Origin of the sequence: Bradyrhizobium sp. HKCCYLS20291 (genome assembly GCF_051167715.1) — a bacterium.
Classification (GTDB): domain Bacteria; phylum Pseudomonadota; class Alphaproteobacteria; order Rhizobiales; family Xanthobacteraceae; genus Bradyrhizobium.
In genome coordinates, this window is the sequence record NZ_JBNPTO010000005.1 from 103,004 (window position 1) to 116,652 (window position 13,649).

Sequence of the window (13,649 nt, forward strand, 5' to 3'; positions counted from 1 at the left end):
CGACGTGAATTTGTCTGTTCGTGCACGCATGAGGATGCTGAGCTGCGGTTCGCGGATCGCACCGGTTTTGCTGTGCGCGGGGCTGGCGCTGGCTGGCTGCAGCGACATGGGCAAGCTGCAGCAGGCGGCCGCGCCGCTGCCGACGCCGCGTCCGAAGCCGGCGATGGTGCAGACCACGCCGGCCAGCGATCGCGAGCATGAGCGCATTCTTGCAACCTATGGCGGCGCCTACGAGGATCCCCAGCTCGAAGGGTTGATCAGCCGCATCGTCGATCGCCTCGTTGCCGTCTCCGATCGCCCCGATCAGGGCTACAAGGTCACGATCCTGAATTCGGGGGCCGTCAACGCCTTCGCGCTGCCGACCGGCCAGCTCTACGTCACGCGCGGCCTGATCGCGCTCGCCAACGACACCTCCGAGCTGTCCTCGGTGCTGAGCCACGAGATGGCCCACGTGTTGGCGCGCCACGCCGCCATCCGCGAGGACCAGGCGCGCCAGGCCGCCGTGGTGACGCGGGTCGTGTCCGACATGGGCAACAACGATCCGGATCTGACGGCACTCGCGCTCGCCAAGACCAAGCTGACGATGGCGAGCTTCTCGCGCACCCAGGAGTTCGAGGCCGACGGCATCGGCGTCGGCATCTCGGCCAAGGCCAAGTTCGATCCCTATGGCGCGGCCCGGTTCCTGTCGTCTATGGAGCGCAATGCCGAGCTGAAGGCCGGCAAGGTCGCGATCGACCCGCGAGCGCAGGATTTCCTGTCGTCGCATCCGGCGACCCCGGAGCGGGTGCAGAACGCCGCGGCGATCGCCAAGCAATACGTCTCGGCCGACGCCAAGGAGCATGACCGCGAGAGCTATCTCGCCGCAGTCGACAACATCGTCTACGGCGAGGATCCGAGCGAGGGCTTCGTCCGCGGCCGGCGCTTCCTGCATCCGAAGCTCGGCTTCACCTTCCAGGCGCCGGAGAACTTCTCCCTCGACAACACCGCGCAGGCCGTGATCGGCGTACGCGAGGGCGGCGCCCAGGCGATGCGCTTCGACGTGGTGCGCGTGTCCCCCCGCCAGACCCTCGGCGACTATCTCAATTCCGGCTGGATGGAGAACGTCGACAAGTCGGCGACCGAGGAGCTGACCATCAACGGCTTCCCGGCGGCCGCGACGACGGCGAGCGGCGATCCCTGGCAGTTCAAGGTCTATGCGCTACGCGTCGGCAGCGACGTCTACCGCTTCATCTTCGCCTCCCGGCAGAAGACCACCGAGAGCGAGCGCAACGCGCGGGAGACCGTGAACTCTTTCCGCCGGCTCAGCCTGGACGAGATTCAGTCGGCCCGGCCGCTGCGCATCAAGGTGATCACCGTGCAGCCCGGCGACACGGTGGAATCGCTGGCGCACCGCATGTCCGGCGTCGACCGCCCGATCGAGCGCTTCCGCGTCCTCAACGGCCTCGACGCCCGCGCCCAGGTCAAGGTCCGCGACCGCGTCAAGATCGTGGTGGAGTGAGCGAGAACTGAGGACCTGAGGTATGGGGCGAAGCCCGACCGCCGCAAGCAAAGCGAGCTGAGTTTGAACATCCCGTTTTGCGGGCCTTAACTTCATAAGCGAGACGACGTTCTGCGCGGCGCGCGATCGATTGGCGGTGACACGACCGTTTGCCAATATCGGCGGTATGACCGCCCCCTCCCCGGCTCCTCACCTTTTCCAGTTGTCGTTGTTCGATCGCGAGCAATGGTGCCCAGTGTTGCAGGCCCGGTTCGCCGTCACCGATCTCGATCGGCTCCGCGCGCTGCTCGATGGGCACGCCGACGACACCGACCTCGAATGGATGTACTATCTTGATGATGCCGAGGCGCAGGCGCTGTGCGAGGCCTTCGGGATCAGCCTCGACTGGACCGCTCTCGACTTTCCCGATCGCGAGTTCATCGTTGATCGCATTCATCCGATCCAGACCGCGCCCTACCTGATCCACACCGGCTACGAGTTGCCGCTGCTGCTCGATGGCCGCAAGAAGCTGGCGCTGTTCGTCGAAGCCTATCCACCGATGAGCTTCGAGGGCGAAAGCCGCTTTGACGAGTGGTTTGCGGCAGGACGGCTGCACAAGGAGGTCGAGCTTGAGCCCTTCGACAACAGAACGGCCAGCGAACTAGGCACGGAAGGAACGCGATCCGTCTACTTCACCGCCAAGGGTGAGGAGTGGCGCGTTCCCGCGATAAAGCTGGTGTGGGGCGCGGCACGGAAGGCGCACGGCGGCTGGAACGAGTATTTCGAGCGGCTGGAGGGCATGCTGTTTGGCTACGAGGACTGGCAGAACGATTGCTGGATCGAAACCGGGCTGTGCGGCGGCGGCTTCAGTGGAACGCGAGTGTGCTGCGCCGTCGACGAGCGGGGTCTCGCCTGGATCATGCAGGCCGGCTATCGAGCGCTGCCGCCGATCGATCTGCCGGAGTTCGTCGTCGACTACTATGACCCGCTCAGACCGCTCCACGAGCAGATGGCTCGGCTCATGCGAGCCGATGCACCGGCGCTCGCGATCTTCAACGTCGGCTGGCGGGCTGTGGAGATGTGGAGCGGACAAACGGCGCCATATCGTCTTCCGGCCGCGCGTATTCCCGAGCTGAATACGCTGCTGCTGCGGCCGATCACGATCAAGACGCTCGAGTCCGAGGCTGCCCGTTAAAGCCCGGACAGTGCTTTGCAGCCCCCCTCTCTCAGCAAAGACCGTCATCCCGGGCAAGCTTGGCAACGCGCCAGCGTTGCCGGGCGCCGACCCGTGATCCATAACCACAGGAGCAAATAGTGCGATGGGCTGGAGCTCCAGCGCGCTCTCTCGCTGGAGCCGGTGGTTATGGGTCCCGGCGACACCGAGATTGCGGAGACACGCAGGGTCCCATTGAAAGCACATGCGCGGCGAAGACGCATGGACGTTGCAGCCAAACCGCGCCGTTCGACCAGCGCCTCCAACAAGCGGCCCGTCAAACAAAAAGCCCGACCTTTCGGCCGGGCTCTCGTAAGCAACTAATTGGAAAACGCAGTCACGGTCGATCAGGCGGCCTCGTCGGCCACGGCGGTGTCGTCGCCGTCGATGTCGTCGGCATCACCCTCGGCGTCGGCATCGCCCTCGGCGACCGCATCGGCTTCGGTCTTGGCGCCGCGGCGCGGGCTCTTGGCGAGCTGCGTCTCGATCTCCTTGACGGCCTCGGTCTCGGTCGAGTGCTGCACAACCGCGATCTCGCGCGACAGCCGGTCGAGCGCAGCTTCATAGAGCTGCCGTTCGCTGTAGGACTGCTCCGGCTGCGACTCCGAGCGATACAGGTCGCGCACGACCTCGGCGATCGCGACGATGTCGCCCGAATTGATCTTCGCTTCGTATTCCTGAGCGCGGCGCGACCACATCGTGCGCTTGACGCGGGCACGGCCCTTCAGGGTCTCGAGCGCCTTCTTCACCAGCGCCGGGTCTGACAGCTTGCGCATGCCGACATTGGTGACCTTGGCGGTCGGCACGCGCAGCGTCATCTTGTCCTTGATGAAATTGATGACGAACAGCTCGAGCTTGGCGCCCGCGATCTCCTGCTCCTCGATGGCCAGGATCTGGCCGACGCCGTGAGCCGGATAGACGACGAATTCGTTGGTCTTGAAGCCCTGGCGCTGGGTCGGCAGCTTCTTCTCCTCGACGCGCGGCGCAGCAGCGGCAGGCGCGGGAGCGGCGGCCGGCTTGGCAGCGACGGGCGGCTTGGCAGCAACAGGGGCCGCCTTGGCGACAGGGGCAGCCGCGGCAGCAGGCGCGGCCGTCTTGGTCACCTTCGGCGCAGCAGCCGGCTTCGCAGCGGTCTTCGCAACAGAGTCCTTGGCAAGAGTGGTCTTAGCGGCGGATGCTTTCGCGGCAGTCTTGGCAGTCTTTTCAGGCATTGCGCTTCTTTTGTTCTTGGTGGACTTGGCAGCCGAAGCCTTCGCGGCAGCCCTGGTCTCCTTTACAGGAGTACGGGCACGGCCCTTGGAAACGCTGCGGCTGGCCGCGGCGGCTTTTTTTGTACTCTTGGAAGCACTCTTTTTACGCGTTTTCTGTGACACAGCCTGCGCGCGGAACTGCCACGCCCCTGTTTGATGTTGCGGAACCTAAAAGGGCGGCCAAAAATATACGCATGGCCGGGTTCGGCTCGAAGAATGTGCCATATATAGCACATTCCCCGCAAAAATCAATGATTTAGAGGGCGCAGGGGCGGGATTGTGACGGATCCGCAAAGTTAGGGTTAAGTGGGATGCGCTTAATTCGAAAAATTTTACGGCCGTCCCGCCGGCCGTAAAATCGTCCTACCTCGTTGTTTGCGCGCTGTGATTCCCACTGGCTGCGATTCGCAGCTGGACGGGGCCTCCGTACGGCCGGTCCGGCTCAGTCGCCGGCGCCGGGCTTGGGCGAGAAAAATTTTTCGAACTTGCCCTGCTCGCCGTCGTGCTCCTTGGCGTCGGCCGGCGGGTCCTTCTTCTGGGTGATGTTGGGCCAGGACTTGGCGTATTCGGCGTTGACGCCGAGCCATTTTTCCAGCCCCGGCTCGGTGTCCGGCTTGATGGCATCGGCCGGGCATTCCGGTTCGCAGACGCCGCAGTCGATGCATTCGTCCGGATGAATCACGAGCATGTTGTCGCCCTCGTAGAAACAGTCTACCGGGCAGACCTCAACGCAATCGGTGTATTTGCATTTGATGCAGTTTTCGGTGACGACGTAAGTCATCCAGGGCTCCGGAACGGATCGACAAATCGGCTGGCCTGCACTAGCGCAGGACGTGGTGTGCCGCAAGTCAGGCAGGACCAAGAACTGAACCGCGCGCGGCTTCGACACAGCCGGTCACGATCGGCCGGTGCCTTCGACATCATCGTACAGGCCGCGCGCCGCGCTCGCGTCGCCACGGCGCTCGGCGAAGCCGGCGACCTTGAGCACGCGGACATTGCGGTCGAGCGCGATCGTCAGCACGTCGCCGATCTTCACGCCGTGACCCGGCGAGGTCTCGCGGGCGCCGTTGATGCGGACATGGCCCGAGGACACCAGGGCCGCGGCACTGGTGCGGGCCTTCACCACCCGCGCATGCCACAGCCATTTGTCGAGGCGCTGGCGCTCTGAAGGGGCGTCGGACGTCGGCGTGGTCCTTCCGGCTCGGCCCGCGCGATCACGCGGGAATCAGTCCTTGCGGTTGTTCGCCGCCAACTGCTCCTTGAGCGCGGCGAGCTTGGCGAACGGCGAGTTCGGATCGACCGGCCGGTCACGCCCACCGCCGCCGCCACCGCTCGAGGCGTAGGGCCGCAGCGCCGGACCGCCCTCGCGCTTGTCGCGGCCGCCCTTGCCGAAGTCGCGGCCACCGCGTCCCTCGCGGTCACCGCCGAACTTGCCGCCCTTATTGCGATCGCGGTTCTGATCGCGCCCCTTGGCGTCGTGGTCACGGCGCGGACCGCGGTCCTCACGCGCAGGCGTCGCGGCGGCGGCCGCCGCATCGCCGCCCTCGCGCGGCGGTCCCTTGCGGAAGTCCTTGCCGAACTCCTTGACCCGATCGCGGCGGCCATGGCCGCGATGGCGATCACGCGCCTCGCCTTCAGCCGGCGCGGCACCGGCAGTCGGCTGCTCGCCGCCTGCGGCCTGTCCGCGGTCGTGCTGCGGGCGGTGATGCCTGTTGCGCTGATGATGCTCATGCCGCGGCCGGCGTTCCTCGGAGCGGCCACCCGGACGCCAGACCTCGACCAGCACCGGCTCGGCGGGCGTCTGCGCCGCTTCGGCCGGGGTCACTTCGGCAGACGGGGCCGCTTCAGGAGACGGGGCCGTTTCGGCCGGCGCCGCCTCGGCGGTTTCGGACTGCACCGGGTCGGGATGACCATCGGCTGCGCTGGCGTCAGCGCTCATCGCGTCTGAAGCCGGCTCGTCCGTCGGCTCGGCCGCAGGAACAGCAACCGGCGCGACACCCGCCGCTGCTGGTGTCACGAAGTCGACGGTCGGCAGCGAGGCCATCGTCGACACCGGCGGCTCAGGCTCCGCCTGGACCGCTGCCATATCATCCACCGAGGGCGTCTCAGGCGCGGCCATCACCTGCTCGGTGACGGGGGCGACGGCAGCTTCCGCGACCGTCGGCACCTCCTCGCCAGCGCCAGCCTCGACAGGCTGAGCCGCGTCATCGGCTGGTGCCGCCTCCGTTGTGGCAGCAGCCTCGCCGGACGCAGGCGTCTCGGCCGGCTTCTCGACCACCTTGGGCGGCAGCGGCGCACGCTTCTCCATCCGGTAGCCGAGTGCGCGCAGGACCGAGGCGAAATCCTCGCCGGCCGAACCGGTCAGCGAGGTCATCGCCTGGGTCACGACGAAGCCGCGGCCATCGAAGGCTCCTGCCGGTTTCTCACCGGCTGCGTTCTCGCGCCAGGCCAAAGCGGGACGAATCAGATCGGCGAGGCGCTCCAGGATGTCGACGCGCACCGCGCGCTCACCCGCCTGCTTGTAGCCGAGCACGCGATAAGCATCCCGCGGCAGCGCCTTGTCGGCCGGGAACGAGGTCCGTCCCGAGCTCGCCAAATGCTGCGCGCCGGTCAGCGCGGACATGTCGACATTGCCCTGCTTCTCCGCCCACAACAGCGCGGCGAGCGCGCGCGCGGCAGGCTTCAGCAAGGCCGGGACGTAGATGTGATAGGCGCCGAAGCGCACGCCATATTTGCGCAGGACCGCGCGCGAAGGCTGGTCGAGATCCTTCATCTCGTTGGCGATTTTCGTGCGCTCGATGACGCCGAGCGCCTCCACCAGCTGGAAGGCGATGCCCCGCGCGATGCCGGTGATGTCCTCGGCCTTGGACAGCTCGAACAAGGGCCCGAGCAACTTCTCGACATGCGTCTTCAGCCACAGGTCGAGCCGGGCCTGCACCTTGTCGCGCGCCGCGCCCGTGAGGCGCTCGTCAGCGATGATGCGCAGCCGCGGATGCAGCGCGTCGTCGGCAGCAACGAGCTTGGCAACGGCATCGCCGGTCCAGCGCACGGTTCCGTCGGCCGTGAGCACGATGTGCTCGTCGGGCGCGTTGGACAGCTTCTCGGCGCGCGCTTCGATCTCGCCGGCCAAAGCCTTCTGGGCGGCAGCCTGCAGGGCCTTGGCGTCCGAGCCAGCCTCGGCGGCGTCGGGCGCAAACGTGAATCCATCCAGGCGGCCGATCGCGTGCCCTTCAACGATCACTTCGCCGGTCTTGCCGATTTCCGTATTCAAAACACTGTTCTCCCGCAGGCGCCGCATCAATACACTGGTACGACGATCAACGAAACGCTCCGTGAGCCGTTCATGAAGGGCGTCTGACAATTTATTTTCGAGTTCGCGGGTAATACCCTGCCAATAGTCGGGATCAACAAGCCAATCCGGCCGGTTCGCGACGAAAGTCCAGGTGCGAATTTGTGCAATCCGCCCGGACAGCGTGTCGATGTCGCCGTCGACCCGGTCGGCCTGATCGACCTGGGCCGCATACCAGGCGTCGGGAATCCGCCCCTTCTGCATCAGGAAGCCGAACACGGTGGTGACGAGCTCGGCATGGGCGGCCGGCGACAGCCTGCGATAATCGGGAATCTGGCAGGTTTCCCAGAGACGTTCGACCGCCGTCGCACCATGTGCCATGTCGCGCACCTCGGCATCGCGCGCCGCATGATCCAGCACGCGCAGATCCTCGGCGATCGGCGCGCGGGTCAGCGCCTCGTGCGCCGGCGTCATGGCCAGTGACACCTGCAGCGCGCTCAACGACGCAAAATCGAGCTTCGCGTTGCGCCATTGCAGCACCTTCACGCTGTCGAAGGTGTGGTTCTGCAGCGCGTTGACCAGCTCGGGCTCGAACGGCGCACAACGTCCGGTGGTGCCGAAGGTGCCGTTGCGCGTCGCGCGCCCGGCGCGGCCCGCGATCTGGGCGAACTCCGACGGTGTCAGGCGGCGAAACTGATAGCCGTCATATTTCCGGTCGGAGGCAAAGGCGACATGGTCGACGTCGAGATTGAGGCCCATGCCGATGGCGTCGGTGGCCACGAGATAGTCGACGTCGCCATTCTGGAACATCGCGACCTGCGCATTGCGGGTGCGCGGCGACAGCGAGCCGAGCACGACGGCGGCGCCGCCATGCTGCCGGCGGATCAGCTCGGCGATCGCATAGACCTCGTCGGCCGAGAACACGACGATCGCAGTCCGGCGCGGCTGCCGCGTGATCTTGCGATCGCCAGCGAATTCGAGCTGCGACAAGCGCGGCCGCGTTACCATCGAGGCGCCCGGCAGCAGCCGCTCGATGATCGGGCGCATCGTCGCCGCACCGAGCAGCAGCGTCTCGTCGCGGCCGCGGCGGTTGAGAATGCGGTCGGTGAAGACATGGCCGCGCTCGAGATCGGCCGCGATCTGGATCTCGTCGACGGCGAGGAAGGCCACGTCGAGATCCCGCGGCATGGCCTCGACCGTCGACACCCAATAGCGCGGGCTCTTCGGCTTGATCTTTTCCTCGCCGGTGATCAGCGCGACAGCCTCGCTGCCGACCCGATCCGCGATCTTGTTGTAGACCTCGCGCGCGAGCAGCCGCAGCGGCAGACCGATGATTCCTGAGGAATGCGCGAGCATGCGCTCGATCGCCAGATGCGTCTTGCCGGTGTTGGTCGGACCGAGCACGGCGGTGACGCCGCTGCCGGCAACGCGATCGGGCGTGCGCTCGAAAGGCGAGGCAGCCGAAAAAGACGAAAAAGCCATTCGTTAAATTTGGGTCTCGAAGCGGACGTTGCAGGCGCGCGGGTCAGGCGCAATGGATGCTGAATTTGTCGTGGTTCTGAGAGGCTGGGTCCTCACCCCTGTGTCACATTGCTACGCATATAGGGACGCAGCTTAAGCTTCGGAACGCCTTGAGAACGAATCACGAAGGAATCGGTGACTCCATCGTCTTTCCGGCTTCGTTCACCGCAACATCTCGCGCTCTGCGATCTCATCAGCACTAGATCAAGTTTTTGCCGCCGCGACAAGCAACGCTTTTGCGAGGGAACTGGCACGTCGTTCAGTGAGTCCCGAGTCGAATCAGAATCGCGCAAGAGTCAAACGGATTCACTGATCGCAGACAGCAGCCATTTGAAAATCCACAGCGGGTCATTCCGGGACGCGTAGGCGCGAGCCATATGACGGGCGTCGGCCAAACCAGCGCCGGCGCGCCGGCGGGCCTATTGCGTCTTGGCGACGTGCGGCGTCGCCTGGACGTTGAAAGACGTCGCCTCCAGCATTGCGGTACCCAGCGGGGTCGGGATGACCACCTTGAAAGGCACCAGGACACGCGTGCCCGCGATCGGCACGAAGGAAATTTCCATGTTGCGGGCCTGGGCGAGATATTTGACCACCGGCCGGTCCGGAATGTAGCCGGCGACGGGGGTGAAGTAGATCGCGCACACCAGGGCCGTGCCGCGATAGCCCTTGTCGGCCTTGACGTTCTCCATGCGCTTGTAGTCGAGCTTGAGCTCGTAGCGCATGCGGCCGTCGAACACCGGCGCCGCGCCACGGCAGGACTCCGGCGACAGCAGCTCACCGGTGCCGGGCACACGCACCAGCGAAGCGGTCATCGGATCGAGCACGCCGCGCTTGTGCGCATCCGTGACCGGGATCCGGTCGGGATCGACCGGGGGCGCCGGCTCGATGGCGAAATCCTTCACGTTGCCGTTCTGCAGGTTGATATGGATCTGCTCAGACTTCTTCCCCGTCGTGGTCGAAGCCTGATAGCTCTGCCCGACCAGGGCGCCGTTGACGACCCGGCCCTGCACCGCGCCGGTGCCTGAGCCCTGCGAGAAGCTCTTGAGCAACCCGGCCGTGCCGCCTTGCGCGGACGCCGCGTATTGGTCATCGGCGATCTCGACGGCCCAGGTGCCCTTGCCGACAGGAATACCGGCCAACGAGGCCGTGTATTGCGCGTCGAGCCGGGCCTGGGCGTGCGCGCCCTGGGCGAGCAGCAGCAGGCACAGGAAGGACCCCGCTGCAATCGCGCGAGGAGAGCGAAACGGAAGAGCCGATGTGATGGTCACGTGAGGGATGATCCTGCCGATCCGCCTGCCTGAGAGCGCCGGGTCAATCCGGCACGCGTTCTGCTACTTAAGCCAAAACTGCCTTCGAACAACGCGAACCGTCCAACAATGGCGGTTTGTCCAGCGCTTTGCATCCGGCCCGGCAACGCTGGTCCGGCAGCTGCCGGAACCGCTCGCAATCTCCGGTACCGCACCAGCACCGCGCCGTTCTGGCGCTCGGGGCTGTTCGCGGGACAGCATCCATCGCGCTCGAATACGCCCTTTATATGGTCTAAGGTGCAAGCTATACTGTTGATTATACAATCGCTTTTCTGCTGCTCGGCGGCCTGGGCCAAGGCATTGGGGGCATGATCGGCTGGACGGGCGGCTGTTTTGGCCCGCGGCCACGTCCGGATTCGCCGCGGCCTTCAAAACCTTGACGAAAAGCCGCATCCCCCCTATAGGACCGCATCTCCCAGAGAAGAGCTGGACGAGTTTTGGACCCCCGCGGCCCACCGACCTTGGGTGGACGAAGGGTGCGGGGATGAGAGAGGATTTATTGCCATGTCGCGGCGTTGTGAACTGACGGCCAAGGGCCCCCAGGTTGGCCACAAGGTGAGCCACTCGAACATCAAGACCAAGCGGCGCTTCCTGCCGAACCTGTGCAACGTGACCTTCATCTCGGATGCACTCGGCCGCAACGTGCGCCTGCGCGTCTCGACCAACGCCATCAAGAGCGTCGACCACAATGGCGGCCTCGACGCCTATCTGCTGAAGGCCAACGCCGCCGCGCTGTCGCCGCGCGCGCTCGAGCTGAAGCGCGCCATCGAGAAGAAGGCCGCCGAGGCCGCTCCGGTCGCCAAAGCCAGCTGAAAGGCCAGCTGAGTTCCAGTACGACACGCCGAAGCCGAACGCGTCGCACGCGGGTTTCGAGCGCCATGACATGACGAACGGCCGGATCGCGAGATCCGGCCGTCGTCGTTTTGGCGGTCACCCGTGCTGTTTGTCGTTGGGCATGCGAACCATGGTTCGCATGGTGGCGAGTCCTGGCCCGTCGAGGCGACCGGCCTGCAGGAACGAGTCCGCCGGGCGCAACACAGACGAAGTGTCAGGGCGAACCGACTTCCCCAACATCGGCCGGATGCTCTACACTCGTTGCGGTAGCATTATCTCGGACATTCCTTTGCCATGAAAAATATTGTGATCTGCTGCGACGGCACCGGCAACGAGATCAGCGAAAACATTTCCAACGTCCTGAAGCTCTATCGCTGCCTGCGCAAAACCGACAAGACCACGCCCCATCAGGCGGTCTTCTACGACCCCGGCGTTGGAACCTTGACCCAGCCCGACAGCTGGCACCGCTTCAAGGCCAATTTCAACATGGTGCTCGGGCTCGCCACCGGTTACGGCCTCGACGACAACGTCATCAATGCCTATCGCTTCCTGGCGACGCGCTATCAGGACGGTGATCGCATCTTCCTGTTCGGCTTCTCGCGCGGCGCCTACACCGTGCGCGCGCTGGCCGGGCTGATCCACAAGGTCGGACTGATCTCGCCCGATCAGATCAATCTCGCCGGCTCGGGCCTGATTGCCTACAAGAAGTATTCGTCGGACAATCCCAAGGCAGGGCGCGGCGTCACCTCGGAAGTCGAGAGCAGCGACGAGGACGGTCCAATCCCGGAGAGCCGTGACGACCAGGCCGCACAGTTCGCGCGCATCACCTCGACACGCTGGCCGACGATCCACTTCGTCGGCGTATGGGACACGGTCGCCAGCGTCATCGTGCCGCGCACGGACCGGCTGTTCGCTCTACCGAGCTTCGAAGAACTCGCCTTCACGATCGAGAATCCGAGCGTCAACATCTTTCGTCAAGCTGCGGCCATGGACGAGCGGCGCTGCATGTTCCGGCTGAAGCCGTGGAACATGCCACAGACGTTCGCGTCCAACCGCTTCAACAAGGCGCAGGCGCGCCCGCAGGACACCAAGCAAGTGTGGTTCGCCGGCGTGCATTGCGACGTCGGCGGCGGCTATCCCGAAGCGGAGTCCGCAGCCTCGAAATATCCGCTGCTCTGGATGATCGACGAGGCGGTGGAAGCCGGGCTTGCGGTCAATCCCCGCACCGTGAACCAGCTCGCCTGGGGCGTCCAGCGCAAGAACAGTCCGTTCCAGTATGTCGCGCCCAGCATTCAGGGAGCATTGCACGATTCCATGACGCCGGCTTGGCGTCCGCTCGAATATCTGCCCAAGAAGGCCAAGTACAAGGAGTGGCCGGCGCGCAAGGTGCATCTCGGCTGCTACATTCCGAACTGCGAGCCACGCTTCATTCCAGAAGGTGCCATCATCCACGAGAGCGTACTGATGCGCATCGCCGAGTCGAAAGACTACCGCCCGGTCAATCTGCCGGCGACGTATGAGCGCGTTCCGCTTCCCGTTAAGCAGAAGACGGAATGATCAGCTCCGAGTGGAGACGGCGCAAGGTCGCGAAAATGCCCGCATCCCGGCGTGCGGCCTCAGATCATCTTCAGATGAATGACGCCGTCGGTGAGCTCACCGCGCAAGAACAGCTCGCGGGCGCGCTGCTCCAGGATGGTGCGGTTCCGCTGCAGATAGGCCAGCGCCTGATTGCGACTGCAGAAGCTGGTCTCGAGATGACAGACCTGCCTCGCAGCACCGATCGCAAGTGCGAACGCAATCGTCTGCCCTCCGTCGCTCGCATCGACCTTCGAAATGCGCACGTTCGACGTTGTGGGTCTGGTCACGTCAGCCTCCTCGGCAAGACGGTGAATCTGGACGCGGAACGCTGTTCGCCGGAATCAGCGGCAGTATATCACCGCAAGCGGGCTATGACGCGACCTTCTTGCGTCGCTTGAGGGTCGCGGCGGGCGGCGCATTGGCGGCGGCTTTCGCCTGTTCCGCCTCTTTCGCCAATCTCAGCACCCGCAGGCGCTCCATGTTCTGGCGCACCGCGATCGCGCGTCGATCGGACTCGGCCATCGCCTTCGCTCCCTCCTCGGCGGCGATCTGCCGGCGTTGCGCGCGGGCGATGCTTTCAGCCGAGGGCTGCGATGCCTTCTTCATGACCATCGACCGATCCTTTCACAAGCGGCAGTCAAAGCACAAACGCAAGCGGCCCGCTCAATCAGGAGATTGAGCGGGCGAACCAGCCATTTCAGTACATCCGTGAAATGGCGTGGGGCGATCAGGCCAGCGAGAGATTCTCAGCGCTGACCTTGCCGCGCATTTTATCGGTCTTCAGCTCGAAATTGACCTTTTGGCCCTCGGCCAGACCGCTCAGACCAGCACGCTCGACGGCGCTGATATGAACGAACACATCACTGCCGCCGTCCTGCGGCTGAATGAAACCAAAGCCCTTCTGGCCGTTGAACCACTTCACGGTACCTTGCGGCATGTCTTTCTCCAAAGCATTCATCGCGCGCGGATGGCGCGATCTCACATTCAACTGAGCGATGACTTTGGAAATAGCCCGCGGGCACATTCAGAAAGGCACGGCGGCTAATCGAACGACCTTAAGGTAGAGACTTTCTCGGGGATTACAAGGGTACGAGGCAAATATAGTTGCAGACGCCGGTGCCGCGCCACCGCGCTGGCGTTGTCGATCTTTCGCTCCTATGTTGTCAGGACCATCGGTAAC

Annotated in this window: 11 protein-coding genes and 1 pseudogene; 4 read left to right on the forward strand and 8 right to left on the reverse strand. The window is 64.8% G+C overall.

Annotated features, from left to right (window positions below; translation table 11 throughout):
- Positions 1–28: 28 nt before the first annotated feature.
- Together ACQR07_RS13435 and ACQR07_RS13440 are read left to right on the forward strand one after the other, a co-directional pair.
- The gene (locus ACQR07_RS13435) at positions 29–1,498 is read left to right on the forward strand and encodes a M48 family metalloprotease (RefSeq protein ID WP_434902759.1); all 1,470 of its coding nucleotides are present in this window, start codon (positions 29–31) and stop codon (positions 1,496–1,498) included.
- A 238-nt stretch (positions 1,499–1,736) separates the two neighbouring features.
- Positions 1,737–2,672 (forward strand): hypothetical protein, encoded by a 936-nt coding sequence (locus ACQR07_RS13440; protein WP_434902760.1) that lies wholly within the window; start codon positions 1,737–1,739, stop codon positions 2,670–2,672.
- A gap of 365 nt (positions 2,673–3,037) precedes the next feature.
- On the opposite strand, the gene ACQR07_RS13445 is transcribed toward ACQR07_RS13440, so the two are convergent.
- The 5 genes and pseudogenes from ACQR07_RS13445 to ACQR07_RS13465 all read right to left on the reverse strand — a co-directional run bounded on the left by ACQR07_RS13445 (position 3,038) and on the right by ACQR07_RS13465 (position 10,018).
- Positions 3,038–3,901, reverse strand: a complete 864-nt coding sequence (locus tag ACQR07_RS13445) for a CarD family transcriptional regulator (RefSeq protein WP_434902761.1) — start codon at positions 3,899–3,901, stop codon at positions 3,038–3,040.
- A gap of 481 nt (positions 3,902–4,382) precedes the next feature.
- Positions 4,383–4,721 (reverse strand): ferredoxin FdxA, encoded by a 339-nt coding sequence (gene fdxA, locus ACQR07_RS13450; RefSeq protein WP_434865313.1) that lies wholly within the window; start codon positions 4,719–4,721, stop codon positions 4,383–4,385.
- Between the two features lie 114 nt (positions 4,722–4,835).
- Positions 4,836–5,105, reverse strand: a pseudogene (locus ACQR07_RS13455) (RNA-binding S4 domain-containing protein); the annotation flags it as partial.
- Positions 5,106–5,165: 60 nt separating this feature from the next.
- The gene (locus ACQR07_RS13460) at positions 5,166–8,711 is read right to left on the reverse strand and encodes a helicase-related protein (protein ID WP_434902762.1); all 3,546 of its coding nucleotides are present in this window, start codon (positions 8,709–8,711) and stop codon (positions 5,166–5,168) included.
- A 458-nt stretch (positions 8,712–9,169) separates the two neighbouring features.
- Positions 9,170–10,018, reverse strand: a complete 849-nt coding sequence (locus ACQR07_RS13465; RefSeq protein WP_434902763.1) for a DUF3108 domain-containing protein — start codon at positions 10,016–10,018, stop codon at positions 9,170–9,172.
- A gap of 543 nt (positions 10,019–10,561) precedes the next feature.
- On the opposite strand from ACQR07_RS13465, the gene rpmB reads away from it, so the two are divergent.
- Together rpmB and ACQR07_RS13475 are read left to right on the forward strand one after the other, a co-directional pair.
- A complete protein-coding gene (gene rpmB / locus ACQR07_RS13470; RefSeq protein WP_434902764.1) occupies positions 10,562–10,870 on the forward strand; it encodes a 50S ribosomal protein L28 in 309 nt (102 codons plus the stop codon).
- Between the two features lie 315 nt (positions 10,871–11,185).
- On the forward strand, positions 11,186–12,448 hold the full coding sequence (locus ACQR07_RS13475) for a T6SS phospholipase effector Tle1-like catalytic domain-containing protein (protein ID WP_434902765.1): 1,263 nt from the start codon (positions 11,186–11,188) through the stop codon (positions 12,446–12,448).
- Between the two features lie 59 nt (positions 12,449–12,507).
- Here the strand turns inward: ACQR07_RS13475 and ACQR07_RS13480 are convergent, their stop codons facing one another.
- The 3 genes from ACQR07_RS13480 to ACQR07_RS13490 form a co-directional block, all read right to left on the reverse strand.
- Complete coding sequence (locus ACQR07_RS13480) at positions 12,508–12,756, reverse strand: hypothetical protein (RefSeq protein ID WP_434902766.1); 249 nt, start codon at positions 12,754–12,756, stop codon at positions 12,508–12,510.
- 82 nt (positions 12,757–12,838) lie between these two features.
- Entirely contained in the window at positions 12,839–13,081 is a 243-nt protein-coding gene (locus ACQR07_RS13485; protein ID WP_434902767.1) for a transcriptional regulator, read from the reverse strand.
- Between the two features lie 115 nt (positions 13,082–13,196).
- Positions 13,197–13,406 (reverse strand): cold-shock protein, encoded by a 210-nt coding sequence (locus tag ACQR07_RS13490; protein ID WP_434865306.1) that lies wholly within the window; start codon positions 13,404–13,406, stop codon positions 13,197–13,199.
- Positions 13,407–13,649: the final 243 nt, after the last annotated feature.